The organism is Arthrobacter sp. ISL-5, from assembly GCF_018613835.1.
Taxonomy (GTDB): domain Bacteria; phylum Actinomycetota; class Actinomycetes; order Actinomycetales; family Micrococcaceae; genus Arthrobacter.
The window spans coordinates 35,050-59,068 of record NZ_JAGGPM010000042.1 but is presented as its reverse complement, the minus strand read 5'-3'; the positions used below and the strand labels follow the sequence as shown (position 1 = coordinate 59,068).

General features: G+C 66.2%; 27 protein-coding genes and 2 pseudogenes. 18 read left to right on the top strand and 11 right to left on the bottom strand.

Annotated features, from left to right (window positions below; genetic code table 11):
* From J7I89_RS21215 to J7I89_RS21200, 4 genes and pseudogenes are all read right to left on the bottom strand, one after another.
* Nucleotides 1–817 (bottom strand): annotated as a pseudogene (locus J7I89_RS21215) (HNH endonuclease); the annotation flags it as partial.
* 148 nt (nt 818–965) lie between these two features.
* A complete protein-coding gene (locus J7I89_RS21210; RefSeq protein ID WP_214974416.1) occupies nt 966–1,478 on the bottom strand; it encodes a hypothetical protein in 513 nt (170 codons plus the stop codon).
* A gap of 118 nt (nt 1,479–1,596) precedes the next feature.
* Nucleotides 1,597–1,860, bottom strand: coding sequence for a GlsB/YeaQ/YmgE family stress response membrane protein (locus J7I89_RS21205; RefSeq protein WP_214974414.1), 264 nt, complete (start codon nt 1,858–1,860; stop codon nt 1,597–1,599).
* Between the two features lie 144 nt (nt 1,861–2,004).
* Nucleotides 2,005–2,835 carry an aldo/keto reductase gene (locus J7I89_RS21200; RefSeq protein WP_214974412.1) on the bottom strand — a complete coding sequence of 277 codons (831 nt, stop codon included), beginning with the start codon at nt 2,833–2,835 and terminating at the stop codon, nt 2,005–2,007.
* Nucleotides 2,836–2,930: 95 nt separating this feature from the next.
* Here J7I89_RS21200 and J7I89_RS21195 point away from each other — a divergent pair, with 95 nt between their 5' ends.
* Entirely contained in the window at nt 2,931–3,677 is a 747-nt protein-coding gene (locus J7I89_RS21195; protein WP_214974410.1) for a CDP-alcohol phosphatidyltransferase family protein, read from the top strand.
* Nucleotides 3,678–4,124: 447 nt separating this feature from the next.
* Here the strand turns inward: J7I89_RS21195 and J7I89_RS21190 are convergent, their stop codons facing one another.
* Both J7I89_RS21190 and J7I89_RS21185 read right to left on the bottom strand, forming a co-directional pair.
* Nucleotides 4,125–5,096, bottom strand: a complete 972-nt coding sequence (locus J7I89_RS21190) for an aldo/keto reductase (protein WP_214974408.1) — start codon at nt 5,094–5,096, stop codon at nt 4,125–4,127.
* Nucleotides 5,097–5,132: 36 nt separating this feature from the next.
* The gene (locus J7I89_RS21185; RefSeq protein WP_214974406.1) at nt 5,133–5,978 is read right to left on the bottom strand and encodes an aldo/keto reductase; all 846 of its coding nucleotides are present in this window, start codon (nt 5,976–5,978) and stop codon (nt 5,133–5,135) included.
* 157 nt (nt 5,979–6,135) lie between these two features.
* On the opposite strand from J7I89_RS21185, the gene J7I89_RS21180 reads away from it, so the two are divergent.
* From J7I89_RS21180 to J7I89_RS21170, 3 genes are all read left to right on the top strand, one after another.
* On the top strand, nt 6,136–7,071 hold the full coding sequence (locus J7I89_RS21180; protein ID WP_214974404.1) for a helix-turn-helix transcriptional regulator: 936 nt from the start codon (nt 6,136–6,138) through the stop codon (nt 7,069–7,071).
* Between the two features lie 129 nt (nt 7,072–7,200).
* A complete protein-coding gene (locus J7I89_RS21175; RefSeq protein ID WP_214974402.1) occupies nt 7,201–7,392 on the top strand; it encodes a hypothetical protein in 192 nt (63 codons plus the stop codon).
* 10 nt (nt 7,393–7,402) lie between these two features.
* Entirely contained in the window at nt 7,403–7,648 is a 246-nt protein-coding gene (locus J7I89_RS21170; protein ID WP_251045666.1) for a hypothetical protein, read from the top strand.
* A gap of 14 nt (nt 7,649–7,662) precedes the next feature.
* Here the strand turns inward: J7I89_RS21170 and J7I89_RS21165 are convergent, their stop codons facing one another.
* Nucleotides 7,663–7,872, bottom strand: coding sequence for a dodecin (locus tag J7I89_RS21165; protein ID WP_078029066.1), 210 nt, complete (start codon nt 7,870–7,872; stop codon nt 7,663–7,665).
* A gap of 76 nt (nt 7,873–7,948) precedes the next feature.
* A complete protein-coding gene (locus J7I89_RS21160) occupies nt 7,949–8,650 on the bottom strand; it encodes a FadR/GntR family transcriptional regulator (protein WP_214974400.1) in 702 nt (233 codons plus the stop codon).
* Between the two features lie 148 nt (nt 8,651–8,798).
* Between J7I89_RS21160 and J7I89_RS21155 the strand changes: the two genes are divergently transcribed.
* The 4 genes and pseudogenes from J7I89_RS21155 to J7I89_RS21140 all read left to right on the top strand — a co-directional run bounded on the left by J7I89_RS21155 (nt 8,799) and on the right by J7I89_RS21140 (nt 12,534).
* Entirely contained in the window at nt 8,799–10,280 is a 1,482-nt protein-coding gene (locus J7I89_RS21155; protein ID WP_214974398.1) for a four-carbon acid sugar kinase family protein, read from the top strand.
* A gap of 33 nt (nt 10,281–10,313) precedes the next feature.
* Nucleotides 10,314–11,222 (top strand): NAD(P)-dependent oxidoreductase, encoded by a 909-nt coding sequence (locus tag J7I89_RS21150; RefSeq protein ID WP_214974396.1) that lies wholly within the window; start codon nt 10,314–10,316, stop codon nt 11,220–11,222.
* Nucleotides 11,222–12,097 (top strand): class II fructose-bisphosphate aldolase, encoded by an 876-nt coding sequence (locus J7I89_RS21145; RefSeq protein ID WP_214974395.1) that lies wholly within the window; start codon nt 11,222–11,224, stop codon nt 12,095–12,097. Before J7I89_RS21150 ends, J7I89_RS21145 begins: the two co-directional genes overlap by 1 nt.
* 45 nt (nt 12,098–12,142) lie before the next feature.
* Nucleotides 12,143–12,534 (top strand): annotated as a pseudogene (locus J7I89_RS21140) (DUF1304 domain-containing protein).
* Nucleotides 12,535–12,570: 36 nt separating this feature from the next.
* Here the strand turns inward: J7I89_RS21140 and J7I89_RS21135 are convergent.
* On the bottom strand, nt 12,571–13,053 hold the full coding sequence (locus J7I89_RS21135; protein ID WP_214974393.1) for a MarR family winged helix-turn-helix transcriptional regulator: 483 nt from the start codon (nt 13,051–13,053) through the stop codon (nt 12,571–12,573).
* A gap of 125 nt (nt 13,054–13,178) precedes the next feature.
* On the opposite strand from J7I89_RS21135, the gene J7I89_RS21130 reads away from it, so the two are divergent.
* The 8 genes from J7I89_RS21130 (at nt 13,179) to J7I89_RS21095 (ending at nt 21,691) form a co-directional block, all read left to right on the top strand.
* Nucleotides 13,179–14,132: an SDR family NAD(P)-dependent oxidoreductase gene (locus tag J7I89_RS21130; RefSeq protein ID WP_214974391.1), complete on the top strand. Its 954-nt coding sequence runs from the start codon at nt 13,179–13,181 to the stop codon at nt 14,130–14,132.
* Nucleotides 14,133–14,134: 2 nt separating this feature from the next.
* On the top strand, nt 14,135–15,028 hold the full coding sequence (locus J7I89_RS21125) for an amidohydrolase family protein (protein ID WP_214974389.1): 894 nt from the start codon (nt 14,135–14,137) through the stop codon (nt 15,026–15,028).
* 1 nt (nt 15,029) lies between these two features.
* Entirely contained in the window at nt 15,030–16,259 is a 1,230-nt protein-coding gene (locus J7I89_RS21120; protein ID WP_214974387.1) for an acyl-CoA dehydrogenase family protein, read from the top strand.
* Between the two features lie 143 nt (nt 16,260–16,402).
* Nucleotides 16,403–16,858: a MaoC family dehydratase gene (locus tag J7I89_RS21115; RefSeq protein ID WP_003798928.1), complete on the top strand. Its 456-nt coding sequence runs from the start codon at nt 16,403–16,405 to the stop codon at nt 16,856–16,858.
* A gap of 74 nt (nt 16,859–16,932) precedes the next feature.
* Nucleotides 16,933–18,303 (top strand): MFS transporter, encoded by a 1,371-nt coding sequence (locus J7I89_RS21110; RefSeq protein ID WP_214974385.1) that lies wholly within the window; start codon nt 16,933–16,935, stop codon nt 18,301–18,303.
* Between the two features lie 42 nt (nt 18,304–18,345).
* Nucleotides 18,346–19,908, top strand: coding sequence for an o-succinylbenzoate--CoA ligase (gene menE, locus J7I89_RS21105; protein ID WP_214974383.1), 1,563 nt, complete (start codon nt 18,346–18,348; stop codon nt 19,906–19,908).
* Nucleotides 19,909–20,003: 95 nt separating this feature from the next.
* Nucleotides 20,004–21,341, top strand: a complete 1,338-nt coding sequence (locus J7I89_RS21100) for an acyltransferase (protein ID WP_214974381.1) — start codon at nt 20,004–20,006, stop codon at nt 21,339–21,341.
* Nucleotides 21,338–21,691, top strand: coding sequence for a GNAT family N-acetyltransferase (locus J7I89_RS21095; RefSeq protein WP_056631607.1), 354 nt, complete (start codon nt 21,338–21,340; stop codon nt 21,689–21,691). Before J7I89_RS21100 ends, J7I89_RS21095 begins: the two co-directional genes overlap by 4 nt.
* A 51-nt stretch (nt 21,692–21,742) precedes the next feature.
* Here J7I89_RS21095 and J7I89_RS21090 read toward each other — a convergent pair whose 3' ends face one another.
* Nucleotides 21,743–22,498, bottom strand: coding sequence for a GAF and ANTAR domain-containing protein (locus J7I89_RS21090; protein ID WP_214974379.1), 756 nt, complete (start codon nt 22,496–22,498; stop codon nt 21,743–21,745).
* Between the two features lie 130 nt (nt 22,499–22,628).
* Between J7I89_RS21090 and J7I89_RS21085 the strand changes: the two genes are divergently transcribed.
* Nucleotides 22,629–23,105 carry a hypothetical protein gene (locus J7I89_RS21085; RefSeq protein ID WP_214974377.1) on the top strand — a complete coding sequence of 159 codons (477 nt, stop codon included), beginning with the start codon at nt 22,629–22,631 and terminating at the stop codon, nt 23,103–23,105.
* Nucleotides 23,102–23,374 (top strand): hypothetical protein, encoded by a 273-nt coding sequence (locus tag J7I89_RS21080; protein ID WP_214974374.1) that lies wholly within the window; start codon nt 23,102–23,104, stop codon nt 23,372–23,374. Before J7I89_RS21085 ends, J7I89_RS21080 begins: the two co-directional genes overlap by 4 nt.
* Before the next feature lie 120 nt (nt 23,375–23,494).
* On the opposite strand, the gene J7I89_RS21075 is transcribed toward J7I89_RS21080, so the two are convergent.
* Complete coding sequence (locus J7I89_RS21075; RefSeq protein WP_214974372.1) at nt 23,495–23,944, bottom strand: hypothetical protein; 450 nt, start codon at nt 23,942–23,944, stop codon at nt 23,495–23,497.
* Nucleotides 23,945–24,019: the final 75 nt, after the last annotated feature.

The window sequence follows — 24,019 nt, the reverse complement described above, 5'->3', positions numbered from 1 at the left end:
CGGCGGTTTCTTCGTAGGCCGGTGGCATGGGCTGGCCGGTGATGCCGGTGCGGGGGAGTATGGCGGAGGCGAGGGCGAGGCGGCGGCGGGCTTCTCCGGCGCCGATCCTTAGCCGGGTCCTGAGGAACTCGGCGGTGTTGCGGGATCCGTCATCGGCCGGCGACACCGCCGGGACCGCGGCGGAGGCGGACGCGGAAGTGGCAGCGGAGCTTGAGGCAGCAGTCCCGACGGCAGCTTCGTCAGCGCAGAAAGGTGCCGCGGCGGGGGAGGCGGAAGTAGTGGAGGTAGCGGCGGCTTCGGTGCCGTCGTCCGTGCCTGTGCCCCAGCCGGTGGTCCAGCCTGCGGCTTTGCTCGCGGGTCCGGCGGCGTTGATCGCCTCGGTGTGGGTCCGGTCCACCGCGGCTGCGCCCAGCAGCTGCAGGTACTCGGCCCCGCGGGAGATCTCCTCGGCCAGCCCGGCGAACTCCGCGGCGGCCGGGAAACCGGCCAGGGCCAGCTCACCGGGCGCGGACCCGACCGCTGCCCCCAGCAGGTCCAGGCAGCGTTTGAGGCTGTCGGTTGCCCCCGTAGTCATGGCATCCCCGCCGGCGGTACCAACGCCGGCGGCACCAAGGCCGGCAGCACCCAAGCTCGCGGCACCAAAGCCGGCGGCAGCACCGCCGTCGGACGCAGAAGTGTCCGCCACGGCGGGTGCGCCGGCCAGGGAAGCGGGGGTAAGAGCCCCTGAATCAGGGACGCTGCGTGGCGGCGAAGTACGGCGGCCGGGCATTGCTGCCCGTGCCGCCGTACTGCTTGCGCCTTCCCCAATGGCTTCCATATGGACACTCTGCCAGAGGGGTCTGACAATAATGTTGCGGACTAAATCATTGCCCCGCGACCCGAGTGGGGACGGGGGCCAGATTGGACGGGGGCCAGAACTGGATCAAGTCCAGGACCGAATCCGCAATCCAGGGTCTGGACTTTGGTTATTGCCTCTTGGGGTCCACGTTGGTTGCGGCTCCTGCGGGCGTGGCGCCACCTTCGTCGGACCAGTCCTGGCCCGACGAATCGTTCCGCGCCGGATCGGAATCGACGTCGGACGTGCCGAGGTTGACCGTCTCCGGGTGTGTGCTGTGGGCGGGAATGTGTCCGCTGTCTGAGTCGGCACTCGACGCGCCGGCACTCGACGCGCCGGCTGCAGCTGAGACGCCACCTGACGCTGCAGGCGCAGTGGTGCCACCCGCTTTTGAAGCGTCGCGGTGCATCGCGGAGCTGAGCACCGTGCCGGCCCGCCGCGCGGCTTCAGAGAGCTGGTCGCCGACTTCCGGCGCCTTTTCCTTGACTGCCTCAGTGGCTGCGGCGACCTTGTCCTGCACTGGTTTGCTGTCCCAGATGCCGGCGGCGCGGGCTTTGAGTTTGTCGTACGCTGCCCGGCCGGACCTGGATCCGAGCACGTAACCAGCGGCAATTCCTACGCCGAAGAGAAGTTTGGATTTCATGGCGAACTCCTGCTCTTTTGGGGGATCAGTACGGTGTGAAAGTTCATCGTGCTAGGGGCCCTAGCTAAGAAGCCGGCCCCGGGAAGTGTCCCGGGGGCCGGCTTCGGCCGCGCTCCGTCTAGCGGGCTGTGCGCTTGGTGATCATGCCGTACACCAGCAGCACGATGATCGCACCGCCGATGGCCAGCAGCCACGTCTGAAGTGAGAAGAATTCCTGGAGCCCGGTTCCGAAGATCAGGCCGCCAAGCCAGCCGCCCAGGAATGCTCCGACGACGCCGAGCAGCAGCGTGATGAAGATGCCGCCGCCCTGCCGGCCGGGGAGGATTGCCTTAGCAATAGCGCCGGCGATAAGGCCCAGAATCAGAAATGCGAAAAAACCCATTTTATCGTTCCTTCTTCTTTCATAGAGGAGGCACCCGGTGTGCCGGGTACGCTTCGTCCTTCTCCCTAATACTAAACATGCTTACTATTTTTCTGCCAGTCGGTGTGTGCGGAAAAACTCCCGGTAGGCGGCCTTTCGCTGCCCCTAGTGACCCTGGACATCGGAGTTCACGCCTGCCTCCGGCCCTTCATCCAGCGTGTTGATGGCGTCCAGGTCCTCGTCGTCCAGGGCGAAGTCAAAGACATCGATATTTTCTTTCATGCGCTGTGGATCGGCAGACTTCGGGATGGCGACGAGCCCCTGTTGAACATGCCAGCGGAGCACTACCTGGCTTTCGGTTTTGCCATGTTTCCTGGCGATGCGATTCAATACCGGTGCGAACAGCAAGCCGGAACCTGCCCCGAGCGGGCTGTACGATTCGGTGACAATCCCGTGGTGCTCGTGGTAGGCGCAGTCAGCGGAACGGTTGACCGAAGGGTTCAGCTGGATCTGGTTGACGGCGGGCACCACGTCACTGCTCCACATGAGCTGTTCCAGGTGGGACGGCTTGAAATTCGACACCCCGATCGAGCGGGCTTTACCTTGGGCCTGAAGCCGCTCGAAGGTCTTCCAGGTAGAGATGAACTCCCCTCGCCGGGGCAGCGGCCAATGGATCAGCAACAGGTCGACGTAGTCCATATTCAGCCGCTTCAGCGATCCCTCGAGTCCGGCCACGGCCCTGTCCTCGCCCTGGAATTCGCCGTCGAGTTTGGTGGTGACGAAGAACTCCTCGCGGTCCAGGCCGCTTGCCCGGATTCCTTCGCCCACGCCCGCTTCGTTGCCGTATTTCACGGCAGTATCGATATGCCGGTACCCGGCTTCCACTGCATTTACGACGGCGTCCGCCACCTCCCGGTCGTTCAGGGGCCAGGTGCCGAGCCCGATCTGCGGGATCCGGTGGCCGTCATTCAATTCGACGAGCGGTGAGAGAGACATGCCAAAAGTCTTTCCTATGGACAGCTGTTTGCACAGGGCCAATCGCCTGCGCCTTCAGACTGGCCGGAATTGCTACGATGAGCGCGAGGTGGCTTATGGAGAGCTCGACGGGACGCATTGCCCTGACGGATGCGGCAGTTGCGGTGGTTGGATTTCTCGCGGCCGGGAGCTGGCTTGTGGCGGTCCCGCTTCGGGGTTTCGCGGTCCCGTACTTGGCGCTGGCGGCCGGAATCGCGGTGGTGGGAAGCGCCGGTGCCTCGATCCTCCGGCGCAGGCCGCGCCTCACCACTCCCGCCGATCGCGTGACGCTTGTCCGCGTCGTTCTCGTCGCGTGCTGCGCAACCATGGCCGTTCCCGGGCTGCTGGGTGGCAGCCCGCCGGGCCCATCTCTTGTCGTGCTGGGCGGCCTGGCGTTCGTGCTCGATGCCGTGGACGGAGCTGTGGCGCGAAGGACGGGCAGTTCTTCCCCGGCGGGTGCACGCCTGGATGTTCAGACCGACGCCGCCCTCGTCCTGGTCCTGTCGTGTGCCGCGGCGCGCAGCTTTGGTCCGTGGGTCCATGCCAGCGGGCTGATGTGGTGCGCGTTCGTGGCCGCCGGGCAGGTCCGCCCGGCCCTGCGGGGTGTGCTCAGGCCGAGCAGGCTGCGGAAGATTATCGGCGCCTATCAGCCGTTTGCCTTCCTGCTGGCGCTCACACCAGGTGTTCCGGAGGGACTCGGCACAGGAGCTGTGGCCTTGGCAGTGCTGGCGCTAGTGGCATCCTTCGGACGGGACGTCATTGAGTTGGAGCGGAGCCACCCGAGGCCGGTTGGATACGAGTCCGGGGCCGAGCTGGTGAACTGACGGAGTTGCCGGGTGCGAGGACAGGATGCGAGGGCGGGGCGCGATGCCAGGGCTATGGACTAACCGGACCAGCGCTGATATCCCTTGGAGGTGGCCGGTGCAAGAGCGGGAATGGCCGGGCGCACACCTTGGCCGTACCTGATGCCAGGCGCTCCCAACCAGCAAAGGATCCTGATCATGAGCGAAGAACCCGACGATTCAACCACGAACCGAACGGGCAAATTTCCCTTCGATCCCGAGCAAAACCCGCCCTCGGAAGACCCCGCGAACCCTCCGCAGTCTCCGCCGGACGCGCCTGCGGGGCAGTCCGACGAACCAGCGGATCCCGCCCTAGAAGACCCGCAGCATCCGCCAGGTCCCAGCGGCTCAACCGTCCAGCCCTAGCCGGCGACCGCCGCCGTGCCGTTGACGGCCCGACGGCGGCTGCCGTTCTACCAAGGGGGGCGGTCACCAGGCGTAGTCCTCCGGTGCCGTTCGGTGTCCCGGGAAGATGCCGTCCAGCCGCTTGAGTGCGTCGTCGTTCAGCGAGACGTCCAAGGCCCGGACGGCGGCGTCGAGCTGCTCCTGGGTCCGGGGCCCTACGATCGGCGCAGTCACCGCCGGCTGGTGGAGGAGCCAGGCGAGGGCGATGTCGCCGGGCTCGTGGCCCAGATCGTCGGCAAAGTCCTCGTACTCCCGGATCTGGTCGTGGTGTTTTTTCAGCGTTTCGTGCGCACGCCCCTCAAGCCGCCGGACGCCGTCGCGCTCTTTCTTCAGAACCCCGCCGAGAAGTCCGCCGTGCAGCGGGGACCACGGGATGATTCCGAGTCCGTATTGCTGTGCGGCGGGAATGACTTCAAGCTCCACATTCCTGGTCAGCAGGTTGTAGATGGACTGCTCACTGACCAGGCCGCAGTAGTTGCGCCGGGCGGCGGCTTCCTGGGCCTGCGCAATGTGCCAGCCCGCGAAATTGCTGCTGCCTGAGTAGAGGATCTTTCCCTGCTGCACGGCCACCTCGGTGGCCTGCCAGATCTCGTCCCAGGGAGTGTTCCGGTCCACGTGGTGGAACTGGTAGACATCGATGTAGTCGGTCTGGAGCCGCTTCAGGCTCGCATCGAGCGCACGGCGGATGTTCAGCGCCGAGAGCTTGGACTCGTTGGGGCGGTCCGTCATGGTGCCGTAGAGCTTGGTCGCCAGGACCGTGCGTTCACGGCGCTCGCCGCCCTTGGCGAACCAGCGGCCGATGATCTCCTCGGTCCAGCCGCGGTGCTCCGCGCCGCCGTAAACATTGGCTGTGTCGAAGAAATTGATGCCTGAGTCCTGCGCCGAATCCATGATGGAGTGCGCTGCGGACTCCTCCGTCTGCGGGCCGAAATTCATCGTGCCGAGGCAAAGGCGGGAGACTTTCAGGCCGGAGCGGCCCAGATGGGTGTACTGCATTGGTCTTTTCTCGATTCCTGTTTGGCTTATTCGAAGCTAAAACTGGCTGTGCGCTGCGACGGCCGGATCTCCGCCAACGCGGGAGCCGGCCTCCAGGGCGCTGATGGCCTCAAGATCCGCCGCGCCCAGGGAGAGGCTCGCGGCAGCGAGGTTCTCCCGCATGCGCGCCGGCGTGGAGGACTTCGGGATCACGATGGTGCCGGCGGCCAGGTGCCAGGCCAGGATGATCTGCGCCGGCGTGGCGCCCTTGTCCTCGGCCAAGGCCGTGACGGCCCTGGCGTTCAGGTCGGCACCCTGCCCCAGGGGACTGTAAGCCTCGACGGCGATCCCGTGGGAGCGGCTCTTGAGGGCCAGTGCAGACTGCTGGAACGTCGGGTGGAGTTCGATCTGGTTCACGGCGGGCACAACGCCACCCTCAGCCAGGAGCGTGTCCAGGTGGTCTTCCAGGAAGTTGGACACACCGATGGCGCGGATCTGGCCGTCGGCGTACAGCTTTTCCATGACCTTCCAAGCTTGGGTGAACAAGCCCTGGGACGGCACCGGCCAATGAATGAGGTAGAGGTCAATGACGTCCAGGCCAAGAGCCTTGCGGCTGTTTTCGAAGGCTTCGGCGGCGGAGCCCTGCTCACCGTTGCGCAGCTTGGTAGTGATGAAGAGTTCCTCGCGGGGGATGCCGGAGGCCGCGATTGCCGCGCCGACGCCGGCCTCGTTCCGGTATGCGGCGGCGGTGTCAATGTGCCGGTAGCCGGCTTCAAGGGCTTCCTCAACGATCCGCTGGGTCTCTTCCGCCGGGACCTGGAAAACGCCGAAACCGACCTGGGGAATGGCGACGCCGTTGTTGAGGGCGAACTGGCGGACGCCGGTTTCAGGAGTCTGGGACATGGGGTTCTCCTCGATAGGGGATTTGTCTGGCTCTTCAATGAGCCTATTCGTGTGCACCCCCCGAGTCAGCAGTTATGCCTGTCCCTGCTTTTCCTAGGACTGCCAGTCCTACCTTCGTTGTAGAAAGGCGTCCCCAGGGCGGGGCAGAATGGAAGGCATGGGTCAGAGCGCCGAATTCGGCAAATTCCTCAAAGCAATGCGGTCGCGGCTGAAGCCGGAGGATGCCGGCGTGGCCGGCGGCGGCAGCGCCAGACGCGTGCCGGGGCTGCGCCGGGAGGAAATTGCCCGGCTGGCAGACGTCAGCACCGACTACTACACACGGCTTGAGCAGGGCCGGAACATCCACCCGTCGCGGGCGGTGCTTGATTCGGTGGCCCGGGCACTCAAGCTTGATGCCGGCGAGCAGGCCCACATGATGAATCTCCTTGCGCATTGTGCCGAATCTGCGCGGTCGCCCGTGCCGATCCAGGACGTGCGTCCGGCGCTGCGCCAGCTCCTCGAAGCCGTGGGAGATGTCCCGGCCCTTGTGCTGGGGCGGCGTACGGACGTCCTGGCGGGCAACCGTATGGCGTTCCTGCTGTTCGCGGACTTCCCGGAACTGCCGCCGGGGGAGCGAAACCTAACCCGCTGGCTGATCCTGGATCCGCGGGCGCGCGAGCTCTTCCGGGACTGGAAGACAGTGGCGGCCGAGGCCGCCGGCGCGCTTCGCGTGGACGTCGGGCGCCACCCCAACGACGCGCAGGCCAATCAGCTGGTGGGCGAGCTCGCGGTGCACAGCGAGTATTTCCGCCAGTGGTGGGCCGGTCACCGGGTGGCTACGCGTTCCTCAGGCAGCGTGCGGCTCCATCATCCCGCCGTCGGAGACCTGGAACTGAACTTTGAAAACCTCGTCCTGCCGGATGACCCCGACCAGGTGCTCCGGGTGTTTTCCCCGAAGCCGGGATCGCCGTCGGCCGATGCGCTGGCGTTGCTTGGCAGCCTGGGCGCCGGTACCGCCCGGGAAAGCACGACGGCGGGGGAGACTCCCGATCGCGCCGGCGCGGAACCGCCGGAAACCCGGTCTGCCGGCGTTCGGGGAGCACAGCGCCCCTGAAAGCTGAGCGCTGTTGTGCTGCTGCCCAGCCCGCGGGCGGGATTCTATCCATTCGCCCATTGGGCTGCGTAGACCGCCTTCCTAGCCTTGGAGGAGAACTTCTTCGATCACCAAGGATGGCATTCAACGATGAAACGCATCGCATTGCTCAGGGAGCGTAACGCGCCTTCGGCCTCGACCGGAGCCCACTGCCCGGCGTCGGGCCTGTGGACCCCGGATCAGTCACCGGACGAGGCTCACACGTTCTTTGAGGGGCAGGTCTTTCCGGCGTTCCAGGGCATGCCCACCGTGTGGCGCCGCCGGGCCGCGGGCCAGGACTGATGGGCCAGAAATGTTGAGCCAAGAATTGGGCCAGGAGCACCGGCCACCCACTGCCGGGACCCGGCTCGCGCCTGCGCGTTGGGCCGAACTGGCTCCCGGCGAAGCGGTGTGGGTGGAGAGTGAAGGCTCCGGATTCGTTGCCGGACACGTCGACGAAGTCTCTACGCACCAGGAAATGCTCTGGGTGGATTTTTCAGTCCGTGGCCGCCGCCTCCTGTGCGGCGGCGACCCCGTCCAGGTGTGGACCCGGGACTGAACTGACTCCGGCGGTCAGCGCTCCAGCCGGAAGCCGAGCTTGATGGTCACCTGCCAGTCGGCCACCTGGCCGTTGTCGAGGTGGCCGCGGATTTCCTTGACCTCGAACCAGTCTAGGTTTCGCAGGGTCTTTGCTGCCTCGGCTATTCCGTTGCGGACGGCCGCGTCCACGCCTTCGGTCGAGGTTCCGACAATTTCAGAAATGCTGTAGGTGTGATTAGACAACTTCGCTCCTCGTGATCGCCATTGATACCCGGCTGCGTGGCCGTTCCTGCAGAGTATCGGACGAGGCGCCGCTGGACTAGGCTTCCAAGACGTAGCTTCTGAGGTCGTCCAGGGTTTGCTGCATGTGGGCGTCCATTGCGTCCCGTGCCCGCCGGGGATCGCGGGCAGCAAGGGCGTCGAAAATGTTCTGGTGGTGACCGATGGCGTGCTCCTGGATCTGCGGCACTTTTGATGTTTCCGTGCGCCTCTTCTCCAGGACGCGGTGCAGCGGTTCGAACAGGACGGCCACAAACACGTTCTCGGAAGCGTGGAGTATCTCGTCGTGGAACGCGAGGTCGGCCGCGACGAACCGGGCCAGGTCGTGGGCGCGGTGGGCTTCGCGCATCTCCTCGACCCGGACGTTCAGGGACTCGAGTTCCGCGTCAGTGATGCGTTGGGCCGCGAGCTCGCAGGCCCCTGTTTCCAGCATCCTGCGCAGTTCAATGAGCTGGATTGCGGCGGCGGGCCCGTTCTGCCCCTCGGAAGCGGCCCGGAGCACGGCCTCCAGCGACGACCAGCGGTTCAATGGATTCACGAACGTTCCGCGGCCGCGCTCCACGCTGAGGATGCGCTGCGCTTCGAGTGTTTTCATGGCCTCGCGAACGGTCATCCTGCTGACCTCGTGCCGTGCGCTGAGCTCAAGCTCGCCCGGTACGCTGGCGCCCGGCGGGAACTCGCCTGAAATGATGCGGTCTAGGAGTTCGTCAGCGACGACGCCCACCAGTGATTTGCGTGCCATTTTCCCCGTTCACCCTGTCAGGCCCGTGTGTCAGACAAGTCTACTTGCGCACGTGCTGTGCGTTATGCCACACTAGCATCAAACGCCAGATGTCTGACATCTGACAATGATCTTTCCGCAATATAGTTTCGACACAACGGAGTGCACAGTGCCCCTTGAAGCAGACATCCTGGCCGCTTTTCCCGCGGAGCTCAGCATCCCGGCCGAGCAGGTCGCCAGCGCGGTCGCAGCCTCTGCCGCGACGTCTCCCCGCGTACTGGTGGTGCTCGACGACGACCCCACCGGAACCCAGTCCGTTGCCGACTTGCCCGTGCTCACCCGCTGGGAAGTCGAAGACTTCACCTGGGCTCTCCATCAGGGTAAGCCCGCTGTCTATGTGCTGACCAACACCCGCAGCCTGGACCCGGCCGAAGCGGCCGCCCGCAACGAAGAAATCGTGCGCAACGCCCTGGCCGCCGCCCGCGACGGCGAGGGTGAAATCCACCTCAGCTTCGTCAGCCGCAGCGATTCGACGCTTCGCGGACACTTCCCGCTCGAGCCCGATGTCATCGCCGCCACCGTGGCCGCCGAGAGCGGCGCCGCAACGGACGGCGTCGTGATCGTCCCCGCGTTTCCCGACGCCGGCCGTGTGACCATCGGCGGCGTGCACTACATGCGGGGAACGGGGTCCGACGCCGGGAACCTCACCCCCGTTGCGGAGACGGAATTCGCCAAGGACGCGACGTTCGGATTCGCCAACTCCGAGATGGCCAAGTACGTCGAGGAAAAGTCGCAGGGCAAGTTCCCCGCGGACTCCGTGATCGTGCTTGACCTCAACATCATCCGCGCCGGCGCGGGCACCGGGGATGCGGACGTTTCCGCGAAGGCCATCGCCGACGCGATCGAACCTGCCACCGCCTCCACCCCGATCGTGGCGGACATCGTCACGGAGAACGACCTCCGCGCCCTCGCACTCGGGCTCGAAGAGGCGGAACGCCGCGGCAAGAACCTGCTCTACCGCGTTGGCCCGCCGTTCGTCCGTGCCAGGATCGGCCAGGACATCCGGACCGAGCTCAGCGGCGAGGAAGCCTATGCCGGCCACACCCCGTCCGAGGCCGGCGGCCTGATCGTGGTGGGCTCGCACGTCGGCGTGACCACGCGGCAGCTCAAGGTGCTCACGGACCAGCACAGCGCTGCCCGCATTGTGGAGATCGACGTCGAAAAGCTGCTGGGGGATGAAGCGGACGCCTACCTCGACCAGACGGTGGATGCCGTGGTGGAGGCGCTCCGCGGCGGCGACGTCATCGTCCACACGAGCCGCCTGCTCATCAAGACGGATGACCCGGCCGAAAGCCTGCGGATCGCGCGCACCGTGTCCGCCGCCGTCGTCGCGGTGGTAAACCGGACGCTCAAGACCTTCCCGCCGCGGTTCGTCATCGCCAAGGGCGGCATCACGTCCTCGGACGTGGCCGCACACGGACTGGAGATCCGGCACGCGATCGTTCGCGGGCCCATGCTGCCCGGCATTGTCAGCCTGTGGGATCCGGTTGACGGCCCGGCCAAGGGCATCCCGTACATCGTGTTCGCCGGCAACGTGGGCGACGACGAGTCCCTCGCCCAGGTCACCCGCAAGCTCAGCAACACCTTCTAATTTCGCTCAATCACGCATTCAACGGAGAACACCATGACCGCGAATTACAAAGTCACCGTCCTCGGCCTCGGGGCAATGGGCCTGCCGATGGCCACACGCCTGGCGAGCCAGCTCACCGTCCATGGCTTCGACATCGCCGAACCGCGCCTGCAGCTCGCCGAAGAGGCCGGCGTGCGCACCTTTTCCTCCGCCCGCGAAGCCGCGGAGGGCACCGACGCGCTCCTGCTGGCCGTACGCAACAGCGAACAGCTCAACGACGTCCTCTTCGGCGAGAACGGCGTGGCCTCGGTGCTGAAGCCGGGCGCCGTCGTCATCCTGACCAGCACCGTGGGCACCGAAGCGATTCCGGCCACCGTCGGCCGCCTGGCCGAGTTCGGCGTCGGGCTTGTTGACGCACCGCTCTCGGGCGGGCCCAAGCGCGCCGGCGAAGGCGACCTGCTGATTGTCGTGGGTGCCGAGCCCTCGGCGCTCGAGGCAGCCCGTCCGGTCCTGGAACTGCTGGCCTCCACCCTGACAGTGGTCGGCGACAAGCCCGGCGACGGGCAGGCGCTGAAGACCGTCAACCAGCTGCTCTGCGGAATCCACATCGCCGCCGCTGCCGAGGCCATGGCACTTGCCGACGCCCTGGGCCTGGACCAGGCGAAGACGCTCGCCGCCCTCGAAGCGGGTGCTGCCGGCTCCTTCATGCTCTCCAACCGCGGCCCGCGCATCCTGGAGGCGTACAGCGAGGAGGGCGCGGAGGTGCTCAGCCGCCTCGATATCTTCGTCAAGGACATGGGCATCGTCGGCAAGGCAACCCGCAGCGCCGGCCTGGCCACGCCCGTTGCCGCCGCCGCCGAGCAGCTCTACCTGCTGGGCCAGGCCCATGGCCTTGCCGCCGCGGACGACTCCGCCGTTATCAAGGTTGTGGCTCCCACCAAGCGCACCGCAAAGGCGGGCTGATGCGCGCGCAACTCGACGAGATCGTGGGCTCGGCGCTGCAGCGGGGCTCGGCTGTGCCTGCCTTCACGTGCTACGACTTCACCACGGCCCTGGCCGTGGTCGGTGCCGCCGAGGAAGCCGGCCGCGGCGTCATCCTGCTCGTGGCTCCCAAAACCGCAGCCACCACCAACGGATTGCGGCTCATCTCCGCGTTGCGAGGCCTGGCGGACGAGGCCTCCGTGCCCGTTGCCGTGCAGCTGGACCACGCGTCAGACCTCGAAGTCATCACCGCGGCCGTTGCTGCCGGGGCGGATTCCGTCCTCGCGGACGGCTCGTCCCTGCCCTACGAGGAGAACATCGCGCTCGTTCGCGAAGTCCGGAAGGCTTTGGACGCCCGAGGCAGTGCCGACGTCGTCCTGGAAGCCGAGCTGGGCGGGCTCGCCGGCGATGAGGACAAGGCGTTCGGCGCCGACTCGGGCGGGGAACCGTCCGGTAACGACGTTGCCGGCCTCACCGATTCCGCGCAGGTGGAGGACTTTGTGGCGAGGACGGGAGCGCAGCTGCTGGCCGTGGCCGTGGGCAACGTCCATGGAAAGTACAAGGGCGAGCCGGAACTGCGGTGGGACGTTCTGCAGGACATTGCCGTGCGCACCCGCATCCCGCTGGTTCTCCATGGTGCGTCCGGGATCCCGGCGGACGAGCTGGCCAAGGCGCCGGCCATGAACGTGGGTAAGGTCAACTTCAACACCGAACTCCGCACGGGCGTCCTGGCCACGCTCGAGGCGCAGACGGCGGCGCACCGGGCCGACGGCGAGAACCTGCAGGGGCTGCTGGCCCACTGGAACGCCTCCGCCAAGGACTTTGCCGCCGCCACGCTGGGCATGCTCAGCCGCTGACGTTCCGGGCGGAGGGTCCGCCGCGGGGGAGGCTAGGATCGAGCCATGATCCCGGCCTCCCTCGCCTTTGCGGTCCTTGCGGCCCTCCTCCATGTCTACATCTTCATCATGGAGTCCCTGACCTGGACCCGGCCGGGCACGTGGAAGGCTTCGGTGTGGCATCCCAGGCCGACGCCGAGACGACGAAGCAACTCGCCTTTAACCAGGGCTTCTACAACCTCTTCCTGGCAGCCGGTGCGCTCGCCGGGGTCGCCGCCGTCTTGTCCGGGCATCCGGCGGTGGGCTGGACCCTCATTGTCGGCAGCTGCGGTTCAATGTTTCTGGCATCCGTTGTGCTCGCCCTGAGCGGCAGGAAGTACCTCCGCGCGGCCGCCATGCAAGGCACGACGCCGTTGCTCGCCGTCGTCTTCTGCCTCCTGGCGGTGCTGGCCGGCTAGGATCCTGCGCAGATCTGCCGAGGGATGCCCCGCTGCTCACGCGCCCAAGGCACCCCACAATGCTTTTCGCAGCAGCGCCTTCAGCTGCGCCGCCTCTTCGCCCGAAAGTCCGTCCAGCACGTCCGCCTCGGCCCGGCCGGCGGCCCCGGCGGCCTGCGCCAGGAGGCGGCTCCCTTTCGCCGTGGCAGTGACGATCTTGGCACGCCTGTCCTGTTTGCCGGCGGCCCGCGCCACCAGTCCGCGCTTTTCGAGCTCGTCCACGAGTGCCACGATCTGGCTGGGGTCGAGGCTAAGGAAGTCCGCCATCTCGCGCTGCGTCGGCTCCAGCCCGCTGTTGGCGAGGATCAGCACTGAGTACGAGCGTTCCTTGAGGTCAAACTCGGACAGTGCGCGGTTGTTCAGAACCGATCCGGCGGCATGCAGCTTTGCCAGAAGAAAACCCAGATCCTGGCTGATCGACGCGGCGACGAGCTTGTGGCCCTGCCCGTTTCGCTGCTCGCCTTGTGTCTCGATCGTCATGCCCAACTCCAATAATCCTCAAAACAAATCGTTGACATTTTCAACTATCCATATTTTCATGGATACAGAACAGCATCCCACGCCGCAGGGCAGGATGCACAAGGTCAGCTAGCAAAGGAGCAGCGATGAGCTTGTCAGGGAAAGTAGCAATCGTCACGGGAAGCGGTCGGGGCTTGGGCCTGGGCTACGCCCGGGAACTGGCACGGCAGGGTGCTGCCGTCGTCATCAACGACGTCGACGCGGCGGTCGCCGAAGAAGCAGTGGCGCTGATCCAGGCCGACGGCGGCCGCGCGGCGGCAGTCGTCGCCCCCGTCGGCAGCACGGAGGTTGCCAAGCAGCTGGTGCAGGCGGCCGTCACGGACTTCGGGCGCCTGGACATCCTGGTCACCAACGCCGGCATCCTGCGGGACAAGAGCCTGCTGAAAATGACCGACGAGGACTTTGACGCCGTCATCAACGTCCACCTCCGCGGCACTTTCACGTGCGTCCGGGAAGCGTTCGCGTACTTCAAGGAGAACGGCATCGCAGGCCGGATCATCACCATCGGCTCGCCCACCGGACAGCGCGGAACCTTCGGCCAGACCAACTACGCCGCCGCCAAGGCCGGCATCGTGGGCATGGTCCGCACCTGGGCGCTGGAAATGAAGAAGGCGGGCGTGACCGCCAATGCCGTCATCCCGGTCGCCGCCACGGCCATGACCAAGACCGTCCCGTACTTCCAAAAAGCGGTGGAAGCGGACGAACGCGGCGAGGCGATGCCGGCATTCTTCCGCCACGAGCTCGGTTTCGGAACGGCCGACGACGTCTCCGGACTGGTCGCGTTCCTCGCCTCCGATGCGGCGGCCGGCATTACCGGCCAGGCCATCGGCGCGGGCGGCGACCGGCTGCAGCTCTGGACCCACCCCGAGGCCGCTGCCACGGAATACCGCGAGGGCGGCTGGCGCTACCAGGACCTCGTGGAGAACTTCGGCCCGCTCTTCGGCGGCAAGCTGCAGCCCGTTGGCGAGGAATTCCTCCCGCTGCCCGAGGAACTGCAGCCGGAGGCACAGCCCGCCGCCGTGCCTGCGAAGGTCGGCTAGCCATGGCTGCTACCCGCTATGAGCTCGGCATCGACGCCTCGGCGCTCGACGCGATCGACATGCACGTCCACCTCGAAGTGGACGGCCACGGCCATGAATCACTGCCGCCGGCCCTGACCGAGGCCTCGGCCAAGTACTTCAAGTCCGAGGACCGCACTCCGTCGCTGGACCGGATCGCGGAGGTGTACCGGGAACTGAACATGGCCGCCGTCGTGTTCACCGTGGACGCCCGCACCCAGCTCAAGCACGAGCCCAACAGCATCGAGGACCTGATCGCCGGCGCGGCCAGGAACAACGACGTGCTGATCCCCTTCGGCAGCGTGGATCCGCGCACCGGCGCCGAGGCCATCCAGGGCGCCAAACGCCAGGCCACCGACCTGGGCGCCCGCGGCTTCAAGTTCCACCCCAGCCTGCAGGGCTTCGACCCCTCCAACGAGCAGTTCTACCCCCTCTGGGAGACCCTGCAGGAACTGGGCCTGCCGGCCATCTTCCACACCGGCCAGAACGGCATGGGCGCCGGTCTTCCCGGCGGCTACGGCATCAAGCTGGCCTACTCCAACCCGCTGCTGCTCGACGCCGTGGCCGCGGACTTCCCCGGCCTGCAGATCATCATGGCGCACCCTTCCGTGCCGTGGCAGGACGAGGCCAACTCCATCGCCACGCACAAGGCCAACGTGTTCATCGACCTCTCCGGCTGGTCACCCAAGTACTTCCCCGAGTCGCTGGTCAGGATGTCCAACTCCGTGCTGCAGGACAAGGTCCTGTTCGGCACCGACTTCCCGCTCATCACACCGCAGAAATGGCTGGGCGCCTTCGCGGACCTGCCGCTGAAGGACGAGGTCCGGTCCAAGATCCTCAAGCACAACGCCGTGCGACTGCTCGGACTGGACGGCTGAGATGAGCGCCGCCACAGCTGAGCAGACCCCTACTGCCGAAAAGACCCGGCTCTACGGCGTCTGCGACTACTACGACGCCGAGTCCCTCCTCACGGAGGACGAGCGCCGCGTGCTGGGACGGCTGCGGGAGTTCCTGGACCGGGAAGCGCAGCCGCTGCTGGCCGAGTACTGGGAGCGCGGGGAGTTTCCGCAGCAGCTCGCACAGCCGCTGGTCGACCTGGACCTGATGGAACCCGCCGAGCTCAGTGGCCCGCGTGCGGATGGGAGTCCGGCCCGGGGCATCTACCAGGGCTTCCGGATTTTCGAGCTGGCCCGCACGGACGCTTCGCTGGCCACCTGGTACACCGCGCAGGCCGGGCTGTTCCGCACCGCCATCCGCGTGGGCGCATCGGCAGATCAGCAGACCGAGTGGATGCCGAAGGTCATCGACTTCTCGCTCAAGGGCGTCTTCTCGCTCACCGAACCTGACTCCGGATCGGACATCGCCGGCGGGCTCTCCACCACCGCCCGCAGGGAAGGCGACACCTTGGTCCTGGACGGCGCCAAGCGCTGGATCGGCGGCGCGGCCACCGCGGACGTGCTGGCCGTGTTCGCCCGCGACGTTACCGACGGGCAGGTCAAGGCCTTCCTGGTGGACCGAGAGGCGGACGGCGTGACGCTGGAGAAGATCCACGGCAAGACAGCACTGCGGATGATGCAGAACGCCCACATCACCCTCGACGGCGTCCGCGTTCACGAGTCCATGCGGCTGCACAACGTGAACTCCTTCAGGGATGTGGCCGCGATGCTCCGGGCCATGCGCTCGGACGTCGCCTGGATCGCCACCGGCATTCAGGCCGGCGCGTTCGAAGCAGCACTGCGGTACGTGACGGAACGCCGGCAGTTCGGCCGCCCGCTCGGATCCTTCCAGCTGGTCCAGGAAAAGCTGGCCCGGATGCTCGGCAACGTGACGTCCTCACTGTCCCTGGTGGTCCGGCTGACCGAACAGCAGGCCAAGGGCATCTACCGCGACCAGGACTCGGCCCTGGCCAAGATGCAGACGTCCCTACTGATGCGGGAAACCGTGGCCCTGGCACGGGAAGTGGCGGGCGGCAACGGCATCACGCTCGAATCCGACGTCGCGCGGTTCCACGCCGACGCCGAGGCCGTCTATTCCTACGAAGGCACCCACGAAATCAACGCGCTCATCGTCGGCCGCGCACTCACCGGCGAAAGCGCCTTCACCCGCTGACGCCGCGCAACTGAACTGCACAAACCGAACTGCGCAACTGAACCGCGCTAACTGAACCCAAACAACAACTGAAACCCGACGGCGGCAGCACCGCACCGCCGTCGTACTTCCGCAACTCCAAAAATCCACATCAGGAGGCAAAGATGCCCAATCTCGTCGTCGACTTCGACAAACTGCTCACCCTCGCCGGAACCGACCTCGGCGTGACGGAATACCGCGAAATCACCCAGGAACAGATCAATAAATTTGCCGATGCCACCGGCGATGACCAGTGGATCCACGTCGATCCCGAACGTGCCAAGGACGGCCCGTTCGGCGCTCCGATCGCCCACGGTTTCCTCACACTCTCGCTCATTATCCCGTTCTGGGGCGAACTGTTCGACGTCGACGGCGTCACCACCAAGGTGAACTACGGCCTGGACAAGGTCCGCTTCACCTCGCCCGTGAAGGTGGGGTCGCGCATCCGCATGCGGGCCACCATCGCCGAGGTCACCGAGGTCAAGGGCGGCGCCCAGATCAAGGTCTCCAACACCATCGAGATCGAGGGCCAGGAGCGGCCCGCCGTCGTGGCCGAATTCCTCGCGCGCTTCTACAAGTAGGCCGCCTTCACGCGCAGTCCTGCAGCACCACATCCCACTGCTTTGCCAATACCCCTCTGCTTTAAGGAACAACGATGTCCCAAATATCGCAGCTCCAGGCCATGGACGTGGCCGGCCGGCGCCAGGAAGCACGCACCGTCATTGCCTCCAGCTACCTCGGCAGCACCATCGAGTTCTACGACTTCCTCCTCTACGCGACGGCAGCAGCCGTCGTCTTTCCCAAGGTCTTCTTCTCCGGCATGGACGACTGGGTGGGCGTGGTGGCAGCGTACGGCACATTCGCCGCCGGGTACGTGGCACGCCCGCTCGGGGGCGTGATCTTCGGACACTTCGGTGACAGGATCGGACGCAAGGGAATGCTGATCATTTCCATGCTTGTCATGGGCGTGGCGTCCACCCTGATCGGCCTGGTTCCCGGTGCCTCGGTGGTCGGACCGTGGGGAGCCGTGATGCTGGTGATCCTCCGCGTTGCGCAGGGCATCGCAGTGGGCGGCGAATGGGGCGGGGCAGCGCTGATGGCGCTGGAGCACTCGGAACCGGGACGGCGCGGCTTTGCCGCCTCCTTCGTGAACGCCGGCGCTCCGACTGGTGCCGTGCTCGGCACGTTCATCATGGGTGCATTCTCATCGCTGCCGAATGACCAGTTCCTCGCCTGGGGCTGGCGGGTGCCGTTCCTGCTCTCCTTCGTGCTGCTGGGCGTGGGCATGTTCGTCCGGCTCAGGGTGTCGGAGAGCCCCATCTTTAAGGCGGCCCTGGAACAGGAGAAGTTGGAACAGGAGAAGGCGTCCCGGGCAGGAGGGGCCGGTCCGGAGGCCTCGGCGAAGCGGGAAATTCCGCTGCTGCAGGTGCTCCGCAGGCCCAGGACCCTGATTTTCACCATGCTCGCCGGCGCCGCAGGGTTTGGCCTTCAGGTGGTCCTGGCCACGTTCGCCGTGACCTTTGCAGTCGCCAGGGGTGCTGACCGGCAGGGCGTGCTCTATGCGTACGCGGCTGCCTCGCTTATCTCCATCATGTTTGTCGTTTTGGGTGGCAGGCTCTCCGACAAGCTCGGCCGGCGCCCGGTCATGATCGGCGGACTGGTGCTGTTCATCGTGTACCTCACGCCGATGTTCCAGCTGCTGTCCTCCAACAACATCCTGCTGATCTTCGTGGCGTTCACCGTAGGCCTGATGATCCATTCCATCCTCTTCGGACCGCTGGCGGCTTTCGTGTCCGAACAGTTCGGCACGTCGTCCCGCTACACCGGTGCTTCCCTGGGGTATCAGCTCGCCACGCTCCTCGGCGCCGGCTTCACGCCGGGGATCGTGGCGCAGATCTTCAAGGATTCGGGCCAGGACACGGCGTCCGTGGTCTGGTATCTCGCCATCATGTCGCTGGTGTCAATCATTTTCATCCTGCTGACCCGCGAACCGAAGAACAACGATCTCCGTACTGTGCGGCTCTGACCCTCACCAGTAGGACTAACTTGAGATAAGAAGGGACCAACGATGGACAATTCAGGCATCGGTTCGTGGCTGCAACGGCGCCGCCCGAAGTCCGGCACCAAAACGGCACTCATCTCCGGGAACCGCGAACTCAGTTATGAGCAATTCGCGGAACGGACAGACAGGCTCGCCAACGCACTCCGTGACCGCGGCGTGGCAAAGGGCGACAGGGTGGCCTACCTCGGCGAGAACCATCCTGCCTTCCTGGAAACGCTGTTCGCTTGCGGCCTGCTGGGTGCCATCTTCGTCCCGCTCAACACGCGGCTGGCGCCCCCGGAAATCCAGTACCAGCTTCAGGACTGCGCCGCCGTGGTACTCATCCACGCCGGGAGCCTCAGCGGGCTCGCCTCCAGCGGCGCCGCGGGGACGGCCGTAAGGCGGCTGATCGCCGTCGACGCTTCCGCCGGCGTTCAGGGGGCGGCGCCGGACAGCGCCGCCGCCCAGTCCGCCGTGGAGGATTTCGACGACGTCGTGGCCTCCGGCGCCGCGCAGGCACTGGACGAGGCCGTGGGCCTGGACGACGGCGCCATGATTCTCTATACGTCCGGTACCACCGGGCGTCCCAAGGGCGCGCTGCTCACCCACGGGAATATCACCTGGAACTGCATCAACGTCATCGTGGACTTCGACTTTTCGTCCGCCGACGTGGCCCTGATGATTTCGCCGATGTTCCACGTGGCCTCACTGAACATGGGAGTGCTCCCGACCCTTCTCAAGGGCGGGACCGTCGTTCTGGAACCCAAGTTCGATCCGTCGCGGACCCTGCAGCTCATTGAGCAGCACCGCGTCACCACCATCAGCGGAGTTCCAACCACCTACCAGCTGCTCTGCGAGCACCCGGCCTGGGCGACGGCGGACATCAGCTCGCTGAACAAGCTGACTTGCGGCGGCTCGGCAGTTCCCACGCGGGTGCTGGAGGCGTACGAGGCCCGGGGCCTCCGGTTTTCCAACGGCTACGGCATGACGGAGACGGCGCCGGGTGCCACGACGCTCCCGGCCTCACGATCACGGGACAAGGCGGGCTCGTCCGGGCTGCCGCACTTCTTCACGGACGTCCGGATCGCGGACCCCCTCGGCGACCCGACGCCCGCCGGAACCGTGGGAGAAGTCCAGATCAAGGGCCCGAACGTCATCCAGGGGTACTGGGGGCGCCCCGAGGAATCCGCGGCGTCGTATGCCGACGGCGGCTGGTTCAGGTCCGGCGACATGGGCTACAGGGACCCGGACGGCTTCGTCTTCGTGTCTGACCGGCTCAAGGACATGATCATCTCCGGCGGGGAGAACATCTACCCGGCGGAAGTGGAGCAGGCCATCATCGAACTCGAGACTGTCGGCAGCGTCGCCGTCATCGGGGTGCCTGACGAGAAGTGGGGTGAAGTGCCCCAGGCCGTCCTGGTCCTGCGCGAAGGTGCGCAGCTCAGCGAGGAACAACTCAGGGAGCACCTGGACGGGAAGCTCGCCCGGTACAAGATCCCCAAATCCGTTGTCTTCGTCAATGAAATGCCCAGGACGGCCAGCGGCAAGATCCGGAAATCGGAACTGCGCCAGAAGTCCGGCCAGCCCTGACGCCGGCTGCCGGGTCCTCTGGCCCTCGCCGCCGTCCCGGCGGACAATGGACCCTACAAAATGGTTGGCCAGTTCCGCGTCGGGGAGGGGGCTCCATGGATGGTGCAGCGCAGCGGGCAGGACCCGGCGTGGGCACGGATTCCTCCGGCTTGGGCTCGGCATCGCCGCCCCGCGACCTGGCCATCGACCTTGCCCGCTTCTTCTGCCTGGCCTTGGTGGTGATCAGCCACTGCATGATGGCCAGCCCGGTCCTGCATGCGGACGGCACGGTGACCACCGAAAACACCCTCGCTGAGCAGGACTGGTTCGAGCCCGTCATCTGGATTTTCATGGTGATGCCGCTGTTCTTCGTGGCCGGCGGAATCACCGGCCTGCAGTCCTGGCGCAGGTTGCGGGACCGTGGAGGCAACGGCTACGGGTTCGCCCAGGCGCGGCTGCTGCGCCTCATCCGCCCGGCGGCCGCGCTGCTGGCGGTGATGTTCGTTGGCCTGTGGGGCGCCCTGCTCCTGGGCGTGGACCCTCAGGTGGTGCAGCTCTTGGCGAGCGGGGCCGGCATGCCGCTGTGGTTCCTGGCCGCCTACCTCGCCGCACAGCTGAACATCCCGCTCCTGGAGCGGTTACACCGGCGGGCGCCCTGGCTGACACTGGCCGGCCTCGCGGCGCTCGTGGTGGCGGTCGACTGTTTCCGCGGCGCCATGCCGCTCATCGCCTACGTCAACATGATCTTCCTGTGGTGTGCCGTGCAGCAGCTCGGCTTTTTCATGGCAGACGGCCACCTCGCCCGGCTTAGTACCTCGCGGCTGGTGGGTCTGGTCGCTGCCAGTAACCTGCTGCTGGGCGTCCTTACCGGGCTGGGCCTGTACCGGGACAACATGCTGGTAAATCTGAACCCGCCGAATTTCTGCCTCTTCCTGCTGGGCGTTTCGCAGGCGGCCACCCTACAGCTTGCCAAGCCGGCGTTGGACAGGATCGGCACCGTGCGCTGGGTCCGGGCCATGGTGGCGCTCGCGGGCCGCCGGTCCATGACGGTCTACCTCTGGCACCTGCCGTTGCTGGGCGCCATGGCGGGGCTGCTGCTTCTCACGGACTTCCCCAAGCCGGCCTCCGGCACTGCCGAATGGTGGTGGTCCCGTCCGCTCGTGCTGCTGGGCGTTGTGCTCCTGCTGCTCCCTGCAATTGCCCTGTTCGGGCGGTTGGAGGATCGGCCGACGGCGTCTGTCCACTCACGCGGCCGGCCTCGTGCCGCCGTGGTGACGGCCGCCGTCGTCGTCTTTGTTCCGGTGGCGGATGCAGCGTTCAACGGACTGTCGCTGCCGCACCTGGGCGGCGGATCTGCCTGCTTTACGCTTGCTGCCCTGCTGCTGGGGCGGGTCCCGGCCCTTGCGCCAGAGCCATTGCCAGCACAGGCATTAAGTGCCAATGTCGAACCATGACGGAGAACACGGTATCCACCGAGGACCAATTCACCCCGGATGTCACCACCTTCCGGAACGATGCGCTCCACCGCTACGAGCTGCACGTGGGCGGGAAGCTGGCGGTGCATATCCGGTTCATGGACAAACCGGGACACGTTGACTTCATCCACACCGAAACGGCCGAGGAGTTCGCGGGGCAGGGCCTCGCCAATGTCCTCGTGCACTTCGCCCTGGACGACGTCGTGGCCGCGGGGAAGCGCATCATTCCCCATTGCCCCTTCACCGCACGCTACCTGCGCAAGCACGAGATCTACACGCAGTGCATCGACTGGCCTGAGGAGGCTGCGCCCAAGCTCATGGGCACGTGATGCTGCCAGGTGATGCTGCTGGCGGTCCCTGCTATGAGTAGCCGAACCCTGCTACGAGTCGAAGTGCGTGGTAACCGGAACGCCGTCGAAGGAGCTCACCAGTCCGGCGGCCACATCCCGGAGCTTCTTGTTGCGCCCGCTGGAGGCCTTGGTAAGGATGGCCATGGCCTCGTGCTGGGAGCATCGGTTCTGTCCCATGATGATCCCCGCTGCGAGGTCGATGGTGGTCCTCGATTCCATTGCCGCGCGAAGGTCGTCGGCCAACTGCTGACGGACGCCGATGCGGACCGCAAGGCGCAGGGCCCGCTGCGCCTGGGAAGCAAAAAGCTCCGCCGATGTTATGGTGCCAGGGTCGAACACATCAGGCACGGTGGCGAAGATGTTGAGCGCCGCAGTGGCCCCCTCGTCCAGGGCCAGGGGAACACCAAGGACACTTAGCTGCCCCAGGGCTGCCATCGCCTGGCAGTAGTCCGGCCACCGCGGATCCGTGCGCGTATCCCGCACCAACACCGTGGTCTGGGTTTCCATGGCGTGGAGGCACGGCCCCTCGCCGAACCCTTGCTGGATTTCGTCGAACTTACGCGCGTCCGGGGTGCTCCAGGCTGCCGTGTTCAGGCGCCGGTGCCGGTGCAGCGTGACGGCACACACAACCTCCATTCCCATGGAGGCGGAGAAGGACTTGGCTGAGAACTCGCACAGCTCTGACAGGAAGCCGCTGACGTCCTTGCTGTCGATCACCAGATCCTGCAACTGTTCCGCCGCCGCGGCAAAGCCCTGGTCCGAGCTATCCAGTGCAGTGTGGTCCATACCTTTCAGTTTAGGTCCGCCGGGCGGATAAGTATCGGCGCTTGGACCGGACTTGTGACCCCCGCGACAATTACATACGATTCAGGCTGGCTATGCAGTTGGCTGACGGACTCTCTCTTTGGGGAATTCTTTGAATCACAAACTGCGTGTGCTGGTACGGGTGGACCTGGATCCCGGGCATGTCACCCTGGAAGTCAGCGGGTGCCTGACCCCGGCGAACTTCCCCTTACTCCTTCACCTGCTGCTGCGGGCCCAGAAGCTGGCCACCAGCCCGAGCGTCACGCTGGACTTCCGCGACGCCTCGCACGTTGACGAGTCAGTACTGTCCTACCTGCGACAAGCCGCATTGCCCGGGGAGCATGCCCGCGGAGAGCACGTGGAGGTGCACCACGAACTCGGGGTTGCGGCCGCTTCCGCGCTCGAGGATGCAAACGATTTTCAGCTGACACTCGCGGAGCCAGGCGAACTTCCGGTCTGCCCCATCCACTGCGGTGCAACCGACGCAGAGTCAGCGCTGGCCGGCGTGCCGCTTGCCGGCAACACCAGTCCTCTGTCCCGTCCCGGCGGGAGGCCTGCCGGGCTAGTTGAGGCGGGGAGCGCGCGATGAATGAGAAAGATCTGACCCGGTACCTCGACGAGACCGTGGACCCGGCTGTGGCGGTGGCGGCGCTGCCTGAATCGGCGCTGGCGGAACTTGCGGATGCCCTGTACCGGCACTTGGATACGCCCAGCCCGGCCTTCGGGGCCCACTCCTGGTACGCCCAGGTCACGGACGAACTCCGGACGCGTCGGTTGACCGGCACGGCGGACACGCCGGCGGCCTCGGATGACCCGGGCCCGGGCGAAACCGCCGGGCGCGAAGTCCCGGCCGGATAGGTTCAGCGCGAACGGACATTTGTGGCCCAGAAAATGCACGGTTGGGGGGATCACAAGTGTTCGTTCGCGCTGTAGTTTGGGCCGCAAGTGTTCGTTCGCGCTGTGGCTTTGGCGAGCAGCTTACGACGGCGGGGGCTGCTTTTCGCGGTTCCGGCGCCATTGCGCTGCGTGCCAGAAGAGCAGGCCGATCATGCCGAGGAGTCCGGCGAACATCACGTACGGGGCGAAGCTGATCAGGATGTAGCTCAGGGGCATGGCCGGACCCGTCGGGCCCGAGTTGACGGTCTCCTGGGCAATGGTGAACGCCCCGAACGAGGCGACGATCAGCCCTGAAACGACTACCCACAGGGCCACGATAAACGGGTTGACCATGAGGCGGCCCGGCTGGCCGGAATCTGCCGAGTCCAACGGGGCCACGCCAAATCCGGTGCCGCTAAAGTCCGCCGCTCCCGCCTGCGCTCCGCCGCTTCGCCCGGTACCGGCAGGGTCCGGCATGCGCCCGTAGCCGGTGGGCCGTCCCTGGGAATCCATTTCCCTGAAATTGATCGGATCATGCTCAGTTCCGGACACGTCCCCCTGCTTCCTGCCGCCTGTGAGGCCGCGTGGTAGGAACTCTACTCCGCAGGACTTTCCGGCGCCCGGCTT

Bases quoted from the DNA above. Each gene is read 5' to 3' on its own strand.
- J7I89_RS21210 (WP_214974416.1), bottom strand. From the start codon at position 1,478: ATGAAATCCAAACTTCTCTTCGGCGTAGGAATTGCCGCTGGTTACGTG.
- J7I89_RS21205 (WP_214974414.1), bottom strand. From the start codon at position 1,860: ATGGGTTTTTTCGCATTTCTGATTCTGGGCCTTATCGCCGGCGCTATT.
- J7I89_RS21200 (WP_214974412.1), bottom strand. From the start codon at position 2,835: ATGTCTCTCTCACCGCTCGTCGAATTGAATGACGGCCACCGGATCCCG.
- J7I89_RS21195 (WP_214974410.1), top strand. From the start codon at position 2,931: ATGGAGAGCTCGACGGGACGCATTGCCCTGACGGATGCGGCAGTTGCG.
- J7I89_RS21190 (WP_214974408.1), bottom strand. From the start codon at position 5,096: ATGCAGTACACCCATCTGGGCCGCTCCGGCCTGAAAGTCTCCCGCCTT.
- J7I89_RS21185 (WP_214974406.1), bottom strand. From the start codon at position 5,978: ATGTCCCAGACTCCTGAAACCGGCGTCCGCCAGTTCGCCCTCAACAAC.
- J7I89_RS21180 (WP_214974404.1), top strand. From the start codon at position 6,136: ATGGGTCAGAGCGCCGAATTCGGCAAATTCCTCAAAGCAATGCGGTCG.
- J7I89_RS21175 (WP_214974402.1), top strand. From the start codon at position 7,201: ATGAAACGCATCGCATTGCTCAGGGAGCGTAACGCGCCTTCGGCCTCG.
- J7I89_RS21170 (WP_251045666.1), top strand. From the start codon at position 7,403: ATGTTGAGCCAAGAATTGGGCCAGGAGCACCGGCCACCCACTGCCGGG.
- J7I89_RS21160 (WP_214974400.1), bottom strand. From the start codon at position 8,650: ATGGCACGCAAATCACTGGTGGGCGTCGTCGCTGACGAACTCCTAGAC.
- J7I89_RS21150 (WP_214974396.1), top strand. From the start codon at position 10,314: ATGACCGCGAATTACAAAGTCACCGTCCTCGGCCTCGGGGCAATGGGC.
- J7I89_RS21145 (WP_214974395.1), top strand. From the start codon at position 11,222: ATGCGCGCGCAACTCGACGAGATCGTGGGCTCGGCGCTGCAGCGGGGC.
- J7I89_RS21135 (WP_214974393.1), bottom strand. From the start codon at position 13,053: ATGACGATCGAGACACAAGGCGAGCAGCGAAACGGGCAGGGCCACAAG.
- J7I89_RS21130 (WP_214974391.1), top strand. From the start codon at position 13,179: ATGAGCTTGTCAGGGAAAGTAGCAATCGTCACGGGAAGCGGTCGGGGC.
- J7I89_RS21125 (WP_214974389.1), top strand. From the start codon at position 14,135: ATGGCTGCTACCCGCTATGAGCTCGGCATCGACGCCTCGGCGCTCGAC.
- J7I89_RS21120 (WP_214974387.1), top strand. From the start codon at position 15,030: ATGAGCGCCGCCACAGCTGAGCAGACCCCTACTGCCGAAAAGACCCGG.
- J7I89_RS21115 (WP_003798928.1), top strand. From the start codon at position 16,403: ATGCCCAATCTCGTCGTCGACTTCGACAAACTGCTCACCCTCGCCGGA.
- J7I89_RS21110 (WP_214974385.1), top strand. From the start codon at position 16,933: ATGTCCCAAATATCGCAGCTCCAGGCCATGGACGTGGCCGGCCGGCGC.
- menE (WP_214974383.1), top strand. From the start codon at position 18,346: ATGGACAATTCAGGCATCGGTTCGTGGCTGCAACGGCGCCGCCCGAAG.
- J7I89_RS21100 (WP_214974381.1), top strand. From the start codon at position 20,004: ATGGATGGTGCAGCGCAGCGGGCAGGACCCGGCGTGGGCACGGATTCC.
- J7I89_RS21095 (WP_056631607.1), top strand. From the start codon at position 21,338: ATGACGGAGAACACGGTATCCACCGAGGACCAATTCACCCCGGATGTC.
- J7I89_RS21090 (WP_214974379.1), bottom strand. From the start codon at position 22,498: ATGGACCACACTGCACTGGATAGCTCGGACCAGGGCTTTGCCGCGGCG.
- J7I89_RS21080 (WP_214974374.1), top strand. From the start codon at position 23,102: ATGAATGAGAAAGATCTGACCCGGTACCTCGACGAGACCGTGGACCCG.